We start from the raw sequence: 11,741 nt of genomic DNA, 5'->3' as shown, positions 1-11,741 counted from the left end.
GCCCTAGGCTCTCGGCATGACCTCGTGGCGACCCGGCTGGGACGCGTTCCCCCAGCCGCTGCTGGACTTCTGGACCGAGCGGCACCTGTGCACGCTCACGACGCTGCGGCCGGACGGCCGGCCCCACGTCGTCCCGGTCGGGGTGGCCCTCGACGTGGAGCAGCGCTGCGCCTGGGTGATCACCAACGACGTGTCCCGCAAGGCCCGCAACGTCGCCGGCGGCGGCATCGTCGCCGCGTGCCAGGTCGACGGCGGCCGCTGGTCGACCCTCGAGGGGCACGCCACCGTCGTCAGCGACCCGGCGTCGGTGGCCCGCGCCTGCGAGCGGTACGCCTCGCGCTACCGCACCCCCCGCGAGAACCCCACCCGCGTCGCCATCCGCATCGAGGTCGAGCGCTTCATGTCCTCCTCCGCCGTCTGAGGAGGCGGCGCACCCGCGTCAGCGCACCCGCACCACGAGCCGGCGGGACCGGGACGGCGACACGTCGCGCGAGCCGGCATAGCTGACGACGAGCGTGCGCCGTCCGGCCGGAAGGCGCTTGGTCACCAGCACCAGCCGACCGCGAGCGGACGTCCTCAGCACCCCTCGGGCGACGACCCTGCTGCCCAGGCGCACCACCACCGTGCCGGCGACGGGCGCCGTCGACGCGACCTGGATGCCGAGCCGGGCCCTGCGCGCGCGGACCTTCGCCGCGGCGACGGTGGTGCGCGAGCCGGTCCTGGCCACCCGGACCGGCAGCACCCGGCTCGACGACCCCGCGTGGGTGGACGTCCCCAAGTACGTCGCGGACACCGCGCGCGTGCCGGCGGCACCGGCCGGGATCCTCGCGACGGCGCTGCCGTCGGGACGCACCGGGACGGTCGCGACGCGTGCGCCGCCGACCACGAAGGCCAGGTCACCGGACGGGACGCTGCCGTCGGCCGAGGTCACCCGCGCCGTGGCGGTGACCGGGGCGCCGTACGCCGTCGTCGTGGTGCGGTCGAGCGTGAGCCCGGTCGACGTCGCCACGGCGCTCGCGGCGTCGATCCTCAGCCGCAGGTCCTCGGCGACCGAGGGCGAGGAGATGTCGGTGCCGGAGTGCCCGACCCGGATCGTCCAGCTGCCGGTGCGCCCGCTCGCCCACTCGGTCAGCGGGACCCCGAGCGCCTGGTTGCCGCCGGGGTAGGCAGCGCGGGCGATCTCGGTGAAGTCCTGCGAGCCGACCGGCGCGGCCGACACGACGAGGTCGCCCTCGACGTCGGCCACGGTGCCCGGGTCCGCGGAGCGCGCGGACCCCAGGATCGAGACCGGGTCGCCCTGGGTGACCACGGAGCTGCTGATGCCGGCCGCGGTGGTCGTCGGCATCCTGACGACGGTGACCTCGCCGAGGAACGAGCCCATGCCGACCGAGGTCGCGCCGTAGTCCGCGTCGCCGGAGTAGTACACGTGGGCCTGGGGATAGGCGCCCGGCGTCATGCCCAGGTCCCGTAGCGCGAAGGTGCCGTCGCGGCGGATGGCGTAGGTGCTGCGCACCGATCCGCCCTGGAACATCGACATGGTGCCGCCACCGGGCTCGACCGCGGTGTCGCGGTCCGGGACCAGGTCCCCGAAGAGCGGGGCGCTGTAGCTGATCGTCGGGCTGGCGACGGTGACATGGGCGCCGATGAACCACGGCCTCACCGTCAGCTGGCTCTCCCCGGACGAGGTCTCGGTGGCGACGAGGACCTTCAGCCGGTACTCGGTCCCGGCCCGGAAGCGACCGAGCGTCGGGATCGCGAAGCGCGCGGTGTTCGCCGCCATCTCCTTCGACGCGAGCACCTCGTCGCCCTGCAGGACCGTGGCGGTCTGCTCGCTGCCGGTGCTGCGGACGCTGAACACCAGGTCGTCGCCGTAGCGCGGGTCCTCGGTCTTGGTGACGGTCACGACGAGGGGAGGCGCCTCGCCGCCGCCGGGGGGCTCGGCGACGGCGGAGGCCGCCGGAAGCAGGCCGAGCACGGTGGCGAGCGGCAGGAGGCCGGCCAGCAGCGCGAGGGCGCCGCGACGGGAAGGGGTCGGAGGTGCAGACATGTCCGTCTCTTTCTGGTGGAGGAGGCCCGAGCGTGCGCGGGGCCGCTGGGGCAGCCCTGGGACGCCGCTGGGACGCCGCTCCGGACCGCTCCCAGAGCGGTCCCAGTGCGACCCCAGGGGCCCGGCCCACTCTCGGACCGACCAGTCACCGACCTCCCTGGAGCACCCATGTCCCGCACCACCCAGGCCCTCGTGGCCGGCGTCGTGGCGCTGACCGCGCTCGGCGCGGCGCCCGGCCCGTCCTCGGCGCACGTCCCGGGCAGCGGCGCCGGCGCCTCGCGCACCGGCACCGCCGCCGGCACGATCGTCTTCATCCGGTCCCACGACGTGTGGATCGCTCGGGGCGACGGCTCCGGCGCCCGTCCGCTCACCCACGACGGGACCGCCGCCTTCCCCTACGGCTCCCCCACGCAGTCCGATGCCGGCACCGTCGTCGCGACCCACGTCCAGGACCTGGTCCGGATGACCCAGCACGGCCGCGTCCTGAACCGGCTGAACCCCGGGTCGCTCCCGACGTCCATGGGCACCCGGATCGACGGCATGCCCGTCGACGCGGCGATCTCCCCCGACGGCCGTCGGATCGCCTACACCTTCACCAGGCACCTGGGCCCCGGCACCGGCTTCCGCTCCGCCACCGGCTACACCGCCGCCGACCGGCTCACCGACCCGGCGCCGCACGCCACGACGTTCTTCTGGGATCCCTCGTGGGTGGGCAACGGGCGGACCCTGCAGCACGGCGGCGCCGGCTCCCACGTCAACCTCCACGACCTCGGGTCTGCGCCGGAGCACTGGTTCGGCGCCTCCACCGGCGACTTCGACGACACCGAGCTGAGCCGCGACGGGCGTCTGCTCGCCGGGATCTTCGCCGACGGCGGACCGCCCAGCCTCGTGTGGTTCGCGGTGTCCGGCGACGCCCGCAGCGGCCCCCCACCTGCTGCTCCGGACCTGCTGTGCCAGGTCGGGCCGGTCTCCGGCATCACCCACCCGACCTGGGCGCCGGACAGCGACTCGCTGGCCTGGCAGGAGAGCGACGGGATCTGGACCCGCTCCGGGGCCCGCGACTGCTCCGTCCCGTCGCGGCTCGTGCTGCCGGGTGGCTCCGAGCCGCACTGGTCCCCCGCCACGCTGACCGCACCGGCGCCCGTGGCGCTGCGCAGCACCCGGCGACCCGCGATCTCCGGCAAGGCGGTGGTGGGCCGCACCCTGCGCGCCCGCCCCGGCGCCTGGAACGTGCCCGGGGCACAGGTGGTCCTGCAGTGGCTGCGCGGCGGCAAGGTCGTCGGCCGAGGAGCCGCGCACCGCGTCGCCCGACGCGACCGCGGCAGGGTCCTCACGGTCCGGGCGACCGCCCGCAAGGCCGGGCACGGCTCGGCCACCGCGACCTCGCGCCCCGTGCGGGTGCGGCGATGAGCGCCGGCCGGGAGGCGACGTTCGCGTCCTCGGTGCGGGTGCCCCTGCCCGCCGGCGTCGTCGCCGACTACGTCCTGGACTGGGGCAACGACCCGCAGTGGCGCGCCCAGGTCCTGCGCTTCACCTGTGATCCGCCGGGGCGCGCGATCCCCGGTCAGGTCCTGCGGGAGGAGCTCCGCTTCGCGGGGCTCACCTTCCGCACCGAGACCGTCGTACGACGCACCACCCCCCTGAGTGCGTCGTACGACGGCGGGTCCGGCGCGGTGCTCGTGAGGGGCACCCGCCGGGTCACGCTCGTCGACGACGAGCACTGCGAGGTCACGACGACCACGCACGTCCGGCTGGTGGGGGCGCTGCGCCCCTTCGCGCCGGTGCTCACCCCCTCCTACCGCCGCGCCGACCACGCGGACCTGCTCCGCCTACCGCAGGTGCTCCTCCAGCACCGCGACCGACCCTCCGAAGGAGTCCACCCGTGACCACGCTGCTCCCCGGCCAGGCCGCCGCCCCGACCGGCCCCGCCGACCTGTCGATGATGTACGTGCTGCACCACGGCTTCCGGCGCGACCTCAGGCGCTTCGTCGAGGCCGTGCACCTCACCCCGCTCGACGAGCGCCGCACCTGGCGGGCGCTGCTCGAGCGCTGGGACCTGTTCGCCCGCCTGCTCCACGACCACCACCACAAGGAGGACGAGCACCTCTGGCCGCTGCTGCGCGCCAAGGTAGACACCGCCGGCGACCGCGCCGCCGCCCGCGTGCTGGACGCGATGGAGTCCGAGCACGCCGCCATCGACCCGTTGCTGGAGGCGGTCCACAGCGGCTTCTCCTCGCTGGCGGGCGCGCCGTCCGCGACGGTGCGCGCCGGGCTCGCCGCCGACCTGGCGCGGGCCCGCGACGACCTCGGCGCCCACCTCGGGCACGAGGAGCGCGACGCGATCGCGATCCTCCAGCGCTACGTGCCCGGGGAGGAGTGGTCGGACGTCGAGCGCAGCAAGTTCCGCGGAGGCCTGGCCCCCGGCGACCTGCTGCGGCTGCTGCCCTGGTGCGTGGAGGACCTGCCGGAGGACGTGTCGGGTCCACTCCTGGCGGAGGCGGGCCTCGTGCTCCGGGCCGTGCTGCGCCTGGGACGACCCCGGTTCGGTCGGCTGGAGCGGGCGGCCTTCGCCCACGTGCCCGCGGGCGTGGGCGCGTGAACGGCATCGTGACCCCGGTCGGCGACACCGACTTCGGCGACGTGGTCCTGGGCTCGGTGACGCCGGTGCTCGTCGACTTCCACGCCAACTGGTGCGGGCCGTGCCGCCAGGTCGGGCCGGTCCTGGACGAGCTGGCGACGGAGCTGGACTGGATGCAGTTCGTCCGCCTGGACGTCGACGCCCACCCGGTGACCGCGGCCGCCTACCGGGTGACCGGGCTCCCCACGCTGCTGGTCTTCGACTGCGGCGAGCTGGTGCTCTCCATCGTGGGCGCACGCCCACGCCGCACCGTGCGCGACCTGCTGCTCACGCTCGCGCCCGACGACCGGCGCCGCGCCGGTCAGATCGTGTAGCGGCGCCGCGTCGCCAGCAGCTCGGCCTCCACCCGCGCCAGCCCCCACTCGCGGGCGAGGGCGACGGCGGCGTCGGCGTGTGCCGACGCCGCCTCGTGGTCCCCCAGCGCGGCCGCGCCCCAGGCCAGGAAGGCGTCGACCGGCCCGAGGGGCACCGCGCTCCCGGCCGCGCACATGCGTCCGGCGTACGGCGCCGCGAGGGGGTACGCCGCCGCGGCGAGGTCGCTGTCCCCGAGCCCCAGGGCGATCTCGCAGGCCAGGCAGGCGTACACCAGGCCGACGAAGGTGGTGAGCACGTCGCCGCCGGCGAGATCGACACCCTGGTGCTCGTGGAGAGCGCGCGCCGCCTCGACCCGACCGGCGCGCAGGAGCACCACCACGGCCACGGGTCCCGCGGGGATGGTCGTGTCGCCGGCGAGGTCGGCCATCGTCTCCACGAGCCGGTCGTAGTCGCCGGCCAGCATCCCCCGTGCGACCGTCGTCACCGTCAGCGCGTCGACCAGGTTGGGCATCCGGAGCCGCTGCGCCAGCTCGCCGAGCCGCGCGAGGGACGCGTCGGCCTGCTCCAGCTCTCCCCACATCGTCAGCCACGGCACCTCCAGCACGCGGAGGAACGCCTCCGCGGTGGCCAGGCCACGTCGGCGGCACTGGTCGCTCAGGTGCGGCAGCGCCGCGCGCACGGCCGCGGCGTCGCCCAGCTCGCTCGCCACCGAGACACCCAGCGCGTCGGCCAGCAGCCGCAGGCGGGTGTCGCCGGCCGCCTCGGCGGCCGCGCGCGCCGAGGCGACGTAGCCGGCGCGGTCGAGCACCGCGTCGGCGCGCGAGCGCGCGGAGAACGCGCCGAGGTAGGCGACCGCACGCAGCCGCGGCTCGTCGTGCTCGGCCTCGGCGATGGCCAGGGCCTCCGCCACCAGGGCGTCGATGCGCGGGGAGTCGCCGCCGTAGTAGAGCTCCATCGCCAGCGCCAGCTGGGCCCGGCACCGCAGACCGCGCTCGGCCTCCGGGAGCGCGACCAGCGCACGCTCCAGCGCCTCGACGACGGGCCGGTGCACCACCCCGAACGGTCGCACCTGCCACAGCGCCCCCTCCATGGTGGAGATCGCGGCACGCGCCGCGAGGACCGGGTCGCCGAGCCGCTCGGCCACGGAGACCGCGTCGTCCACGGCGTCGGAGACGCCCTGCCAGTCGGCGCTCCAGCGGCACGCGTCGGCGAGCATCATCAGCAGCTCGAAGCGCTGGTCGTCGCCGCTGCCGAGGTCGAGCTCCTGCCACCCGACCGCGCGGCGCAGCAGCCGGGCCTCCTCGTCGTAGGCGCCGTCCAGGCGCGCCTGCTCGGCGGCGACGAGCACCGAGCGCCACGCCTCCCCGACATGGGCGTAGCCCGCCAGCTCCCAGTGGTGGGCGAGCGCCGCTCGCTGGTCGGGCCGGCGCAGCCCGGAGTGGCCCTCGAGGACCCGGCTGACCGCGCGGTGCCAGCCCGCTCGCGTCTGCTGCGCCTGCTGGTCGTGCAGGGCCTCGCGCACCACGCCGTGCGAGAACCGGTAGGCCGCGTGGACCCGGCCCTCGTCGACCACGAGACCGGCCTCGAGCGCGGGGCCCAGCAGCTCCACGGTCTGGTCCGGGGTGCGCTCGACCATCAGGCTGAGCAGGTCCAGGTCGAAGACGACGTCGACCACCGCAGCGGCCTCGAGGACGGCCCCGGTGGTCTCGGGAAGCGCTCGCAGGCGGCTGAGGACCACGTCGGACAGAGAGCCCGACAGCGTGCCGCCCGAGAGCGCGAGCTCGGTGAGGAAGAAGGGGTTGCCGGAGGTGCGCTCCCACAGCGCGCGGAGCGAGCCGGGGTCGGCGGCGCCCGCCACCGTCTCGACGAGGGCGGCGGCATCCTCCTCCGGGAGCCCGCCCAGGTCGAGGCGGACGGTCTGGCCGCGGGCCAGCTCGGCGGCCAGGCCGCTGACGGCCTGGTCGGTGAGAGAGTCGACGCGCGCCGTCACGAGCACGCAGAGCCGCTCGTGCCGGGCGACGGACTGCAGGTGCGCCAGCAGCCGGCGCGTGGGCTCGTCGGCCCACTGGACGTCCTCGATCACCAGCAGCAGCGGGCTGGTGCGCGCCGTGCCGCACAACGCCCGGGCGACCGCGTCCCACGTCGCGAAGTCCGTGGCCGACGCGGTGTCGAGCAGTCCCTGGACCTCGGGCGGGTCGGGGAGCTGCTCGCCGAGCGCCGTCGCGATGGACCGCCACGGCCACAGCGGAGGCGGCCCGTCCACGGAGCACTGGCCCACCGCGACGGTGAAGCCCTGCTCGAAGGCCGCGAGCGCGACCTCGTGGGCCAGACGCGACTTCCCGACGCCGGCCTCTCCGGTGAGCAGGACGACGTGCGGGCGCCCGTCGGCGGCGTCCGCCAGCACCTCACCGAGACGGGCGGTCTCGGCGGCACGGCCGGCCAGCGGCCAGCGCGGCACGGGCGGGGACTCCCGGAAGCGGCCCTGGCGCGCGACCTCGGTCCGGTCCAGGCCGGCCGTCGGGGCGCTCGCCCCGCGGTCACCCCACTCCAGCGAGGCGTCCTGGCGCAGGATCGCCAGGTGCAGCTCGCGCACCGCCTGGCTGGGATCCACCCCCAGCTCGTCGGCCAGCAGGCCGCGCAGGGACTGCAGCGCGGACAGCGCCTCCGCCTGTCGTCCGCTGCGCGCGAGCGCGACGGCCAGCAGTGCCCACCACCGCTCGTGCAGCGGGTGCGCCGACGTCATCCGCCTCAGCTCGGGCACCGTCTCGGCGTGCCGGCCGAGCGCCAGGGCCGCGACCACGCGCAGCTCCTGACCCGCGGCGAGGAGGTCGCCGAGCCGCGCGCGCTCCGCCACCGCGGTCGGGTCGTCGCCCAGCTCCGGGTAGGGCTCGCCGCGCCACAGCGCCAGCGCCCGGTCGAGCACGGCGGAGGCCCGGAGCAGCGGGTCCTCGCCCCGACCACCCGGCCGCGGCCGCAGCGGGTCGGGCACGTCCTGCAGCAGGGCCCTCGCCCCGGCGACGGCCTGCTCGAGCACGGAGACGTCGCGCTCCGACCGGGGTGCGTGCAGCGCGTAGCCCCCGTCGACGGTGACCAGCACGCGGGGCGCCTCCCGAGGGGCGCGGTCGGGCTCCAGCACGCGCCTGAGCGCGGCGACGTACCCGTGCAGCGTGGCGAGCGCCCCCGCGGGCGGGTGCTCGCCCCACACCCGGGCGATGACGGTCCCGGTCGGGACCGGCGCGCCCTCAGCGATGGCGAGCGCCGCCAGGATGGCCCGCTGACGCCGGGTGCCGAGATCGACCACGCGACCGCCGTCTCGCACCTCGACGGGTCCCAGGACGGCGATCTGCACCGCCCCACCCTAGGAAACCGAGGTCGTGACCGCGGAGGTTTTTCGCCACTCGGATGCGACCGCGAGCACCTGGGTACCTCTGACCATGGCCTCCGACAGCTCCAAGCTCTTCACCGCCGTCTCGCTCGCCTCCGCCCTCGGCGCCGCCGCCATGGCGAAGAAGGGGCTGAACGCCTCGTGGAAGGCGGCGACGGGCAAGAACCCGCCCGCCAACCCGGCCGACCCCGACGTCAACGTCTGGGAGGCCGTGGCGTGGGCCGCCGTGAGCGGCACGCTCATCGCCCTGGCCCGGATGTTCGCCACGCGCCAGGCGGCGCACGTCTACGCCAAGCAGACCGGCCACCTTCCCCCGGGCCTGCGCCGCGACGGCCAGGACAAGGACGCTCCCACGCCGGTCTCCTGACCCACGCCGCCCACCTGCGAGACTGAGCGTCTCGTGGGGGGAGGTGGCGATGAGCCCGGTTGGTGCACAGGTCGGAGAGCTCCGACCGATCTACCAGATCATGCGCCGCATCAACGGCGGCGCCGACGTCGACTCCGTCCTCGACGCGGTCGCCGAGGGGGTCGCGCAGGCCGTCGGCTTCGAGGTGGCGGCCATCAGCTACCTCACCCGCGACCTGACCTTCCACATCTCGGCGGTCTCGGGCAGCGCCGAGGCGCGTGAGCAGCTGCTCGGGCAGGAGGTCTCGCTCGCGTCGATGGAGGACGAGCTGGCCATGGCCGAGCAGTGGGGGTCGCTGCTGTTCATCCCGGCGGAGCGGCTCGGAGACGTGTCGACCGGGTGGTTCCCCACGGTCGACGCCGACGCCGAGGAGCTGCCCGACGCCGACCGGTGGCGCCCCGAGGACACCCTCCGCTCCCCGCTGCGCTCCCCCGCGGGAGAGCTGCTGGGGCTGCTGTCGGTGGACATGCCCGTCGACGGCCTGCGGCCCGACCGGGAGCGGCGCGAGCTGCTGGAGATGTATTCCGACCTCGCCGGGATCGCGCTGCACAACGCCCGCCGCGCCTCCGAGCTGGAGGAGCAGGTCCGGCTCGCGGCGGCGGTCGAGGCGATCCACAGCAACGCCACCCGCTCGCTGGACGTCAGCCACATCATCGACAGCAGCGTGCATCCGATCGCCGAGGCCCTCGCTGCGGACAGCCTGTGGCTGCGCGCCCTGGCGGACGGTGACCGGGTCTCGGGCACCGGAGCCCGCTACCCCGAGGGCGTCGACGACGCACCGGACGAGCTGCTCGAGATCGTCGCCGGCTCGGCGAAGGACGCGTGGGCCACGGGGCAGATCGCGCTGGCCCGGATCGAGGACTCCTCCGCGGGGCCGGCGACTCCCCTGCTGACGGCGCGCACCGCCGCGCCGACCGGCCCGAGCCTCGAGCCCGGCGAGCGGCTCGAGGTGGCCGGCGGCCGCGCCGGGTGGGTGCCCCGACGGACCCGCCGGCACGACCCGACCGGCCCCCAGCAGGAGGCGCTCACCGACTACCTGCGGCCGCTGGGCGCGCAGACGCTGCTGCTGGCGCCGCTGGGCGCCGGGCCCGACTGCCTGGGCTACCTCGTCGTCGTACGCCGCGTGGGTCGCGCGGAGTTCTCCTCCCACGAGGTCCAGGCCGCGGGCCAGATCGCCCGCAACCTCGGCCAGGCCGTCCTCAACGCGCGCCTCCTCGAGCGCGAGCACGTGCTGGTCGGTCAGCTGGAGGCGCTCGACCACTACAAGAGCGACCTGATCTCGACGGTGTCCCACGAGCTCCGCACGCCGTTGACGGCCATCAAGGGCCACCTCGAGCTCATCGAGGACGACCCGGCCTCGGCGCCCCCGTCGAGCTTCGCCGTGATCGGGCGCAACCTCGAGCGCGTCCTCGCCCTCATCAACGACCTGCTGACGCTCAAGCAGCTCACCGACGCCGACGTCCCCACCACCTCCGGCGTCGTCGACCTGCACCAGGCCGCGCTCGACGCGGCGTCCTCGATGCGGCCGATGGCCGCGGAGAAGGGCGTGGCGCTCACCGTGCTGCCTCACGCCGGGCCCCTGCTCATCAGCGGCGACCGCGACGAGCTCGAGCGGGTGGCGCTCAACCTGGTCGGCAACGCCGTGAAGTACACCCCCTCCGGCGGCCGGGTCACGGTGTCCACGGAGCGCACCGAGCGCTTCGTGCGGCTGGTGGTGCAGGACACCGGCTACGGCATCAGCAAGCACGACCAGGAGGAGCTGTTCTCGGAGTTCTTCCGCTCGACCAACCCCGAGGCCCTGGCGCTGCCGGGCACCGGGCTCGGGCTGAGCATCGTGCGCCGCATCGTGCAGCGCCACGGCGGGTCGATCCTGCTCGACTCCGCGCTGGGCACCGGCAGCACCTTCACGGTCCGCCTGCCGCTCAGCCGGACCACCGGCTGACGCCGGCTCAGGTCACCAGGGCGGGCAGGGCCGCGTCGGAGGCGAGCAGCGCCTCGCGGTCGTACGTGGACGTGCTGGCCATCAGCTCGTCGGCCTGCGTCCGCTCCACGAGCCGCTCCAGCGCGCGCCGCACGGTCGCCGGGCCGCCCGCCACGGCCCGCTCCAGCGACGCGTCGACCCGGCGGCGTACCTGATCGGGCCAGGGCTGCGTCCGTATCGACTCCGGGCTCTCCAACGCAGGGAACTCCCCGGTCTGCCGCGAGCGGGCCATGGCCCACGCCTCGGGCAGCGCGAGCTCGCGCGCCGTGACGTCGTCGTCGGCGACCGTGACGTCCAGGGAGACCGTCACCGACGGGGCGCTCCCCCAGTGCGGCCGGAAGTCGCGCCGGTATGCGCCGAGCGCGTCCCCCACGTCCGGGTCGTCCAGGATCGGACCACCCACCACCACGGGCAGCCCGAGCCCGGCGGCCAACCGCAGCCCCCGGCCGGTGGCGAGCACGTGCATCGGCACCGGCGCGGTCTCGGGGCGGACGGTCACTGGCGCCGTGCCCTCGAGGTAGCCGCGCAGCTCGACCAGGTCGCCCTCGAAGGCGTCCGCCGCGTCCGCGTCGTGGCGCAGCGCCTGCCGCACGGGGGCGGTGAACCCCAGGGAGCGCCCGAGACCGAGGTCGACGCGACCGGGGTACAGCGCCTCGAGCACGCGGAACTGCTCGGCCACGACGAAGGGCTGGTGGTGCGGCAGCATGACGCCGCCCGACCCGATGCGGATCCGAGACGTCGCGGCGCCGATGGCCGCGAGCAGCACCGCAGGGGCGCCCGACGCGATGCCCGGCACGGCGTGGTGCTCGGCGACCCAGAACCGCTCGTAGCCGACGGTCTCCGCGTGCACCGCGCGCTCGACCGTGCCGGTCAGCCCCTCGGCGTCGGGTCGTCCCACCCGGGTCCGGGAGCGGTCCAGCAGCGAGAGCCTCACGGCGGGTCAACGCCGCGGAAGGCGGTGGCCTTCCC

General features: G+C 75.6%; 10 protein-coding genes. 7 read left to right on the top strand and 3 right to left on the bottom strand.

Annotated elements, in window-relative coordinates; all coding sequences use genetic code 11:
* Positions 1-16: 16 nt before the first annotated feature.
* Entirely contained in the window at positions 17-421 is a 405-nt protein-coding gene (locus IRQ30_RS01435; RefSeq protein WP_193611267.1) for a pyridoxamine 5'-phosphate oxidase family protein, read from the top strand.
* Between the two features lie 18 nt (positions 422-439).
* Here the strand turns inward: IRQ30_RS01435 and IRQ30_RS01430 are convergent, their stop codons facing one another.
* Positions 440-2,047 (bottom strand): Ig-like domain-containing protein, encoded by a 1,608-nt coding sequence (locus IRQ30_RS01430; RefSeq protein ID WP_193606598.1) that lies wholly within the window; start codon positions 2,045-2,047, stop codon positions 440-442.
* Between the two features lie 168 nt (positions 2,048-2,215).
* On the opposite strand from IRQ30_RS01430, the gene IRQ30_RS01425 reads away from it, so the two are divergent.
* The 4 genes from IRQ30_RS01425 to IRQ30_RS01410 are packed head-to-tail and all read left to right on the top strand — an operon-like array spanning position 2,216 to position 4,999.
* A complete protein-coding gene (locus tag IRQ30_RS01425) occupies positions 2,216-3,457 on the top strand; it encodes a PD40 domain-containing protein (RefSeq protein ID WP_193611266.1) in 1,242 nt (413 codons plus the stop codon).
* Complete coding sequence (locus IRQ30_RS01420; protein WP_193611265.1) at positions 3,454-3,933, top strand: SRPBCC family protein; 480 nt, start codon at positions 3,454-3,456, stop codon at positions 3,931-3,933. Before IRQ30_RS01425 ends, IRQ30_RS01420 begins: the two co-directional genes overlap by 4 nt.
* Positions 3,930-4,646, top strand: a complete 717-nt coding sequence (locus IRQ30_RS01415; protein WP_193611264.1) for a hemerythrin domain-containing protein — start codon at positions 3,930-3,932, stop codon at positions 4,644-4,646. Before IRQ30_RS01420 ends, IRQ30_RS01415 begins: the two co-directional genes overlap by 4 nt.
* Entirely contained in the window at positions 4,643-4,999 is a 357-nt protein-coding gene (locus tag IRQ30_RS01410) for a thioredoxin domain-containing protein (RefSeq protein WP_193611263.1), read from the top strand. Before IRQ30_RS01415 ends, IRQ30_RS01410 begins: the two co-directional genes overlap by 4 nt.
* Here the strand turns inward: IRQ30_RS01410 and IRQ30_RS01405 are convergent.
* Positions 4,987-8,349, bottom strand: a complete 3,363-nt coding sequence (locus IRQ30_RS01405; RefSeq protein ID WP_193611262.1) for a BTAD domain-containing putative transcriptional regulator — start codon at positions 8,347-8,349, stop codon at positions 4,987-4,989. The two genes, IRQ30_RS01410 and IRQ30_RS01405, sit on opposite strands and share 13 nt — an antisense overlap.
* 85 nt (positions 8,350-8,434) lie before the next feature.
* Here IRQ30_RS01405 and IRQ30_RS01400 point away from each other — a divergent pair, with 85 nt between their 5' ends.
* Positions 8,435-8,752 (top strand): DUF4235 domain-containing protein, encoded by a 318-nt coding sequence (locus IRQ30_RS01400; RefSeq protein ID WP_193606604.1) that lies wholly within the window; start codon positions 8,435-8,437, stop codon positions 8,750-8,752.
* Between the two features lie 49 nt (positions 8,753-8,801).
* Complete coding sequence (locus IRQ30_RS01395; RefSeq protein ID WP_193611261.1) at positions 8,802-10,733, top strand: sensor histidine kinase; 1,932 nt, start codon at positions 8,802-8,804, stop codon at positions 10,731-10,733.
* A 7-nt stretch (positions 10,734-10,740) separates the two neighbouring features.
* On the opposite strand, the gene IRQ30_RS01390 is transcribed toward IRQ30_RS01395, so the two are convergent.
* The gene (locus tag IRQ30_RS01390; protein WP_193611260.1) at positions 10,741-11,706 is read right to left on the bottom strand and encodes an MsnO8 family LLM class oxidoreductase; all 966 of its coding nucleotides are present in this window, start codon (positions 11,704-11,706) and stop codon (positions 10,741-10,743) included.
* Positions 11,707-11,741 lie beyond the last annotated feature (35 nt).

This window comes from Nocardioides lijunqiniae (assembly GCF_015024225.1).
Classification (GTDB): Bacteria; Actinomycetota; Actinomycetes; order Propionibacteriales; family Nocardioidaceae; genus Nocardioides; species Nocardioides lijunqiniae.
Note: the sequence above shows the minus strand (reverse complement) of the source record. Positions and strands in the feature narration are given on the sequence as shown.

What these genes read in the sequence shown, in the direction of transcription:
- IRQ30_RS01395 (WP_193611261.1), top strand. Translation starts at nt 8,802, where the DNA reads ATGAGCCCGGTTGGTGCACAGGTCGGAGAGCTCCGACCGATCTACCAG.
- IRQ30_RS01400 (WP_193606604.1), top strand. Translation starts at nt 8,435, where the DNA reads ATGGCCTCCGACAGCTCCAAGCTCTTCACCGCCGTCTCGCTCGCCTCC.
- IRQ30_RS01430 (WP_193606598.1), bottom strand. Translation starts at nt 2,047, where the DNA reads ATGTCTGCACCTCCGACCCCTTCCCGTCGCGGCGCCCTCGCGCTGCTG.
- IRQ30_RS01420 (WP_193611265.1), top strand. Translation starts at nt 3,454, where the DNA reads ATGAGCGCCGGCCGGGAGGCGACGTTCGCGTCCTCGGTGCGGGTGCCC.
- IRQ30_RS01425 (WP_193611266.1), top strand. Translation starts at nt 2,216, where the DNA reads ATGTCCCGCACCACCCAGGCCCTCGTGGCCGGCGTCGTGGCGCTGACC.
- IRQ30_RS01435 (WP_193611267.1), top strand. Translation starts at nt 17, where the DNA reads ATGACCTCGTGGCGACCCGGCTGGGACGCGTTCCCCCAGCCGCTGCTG.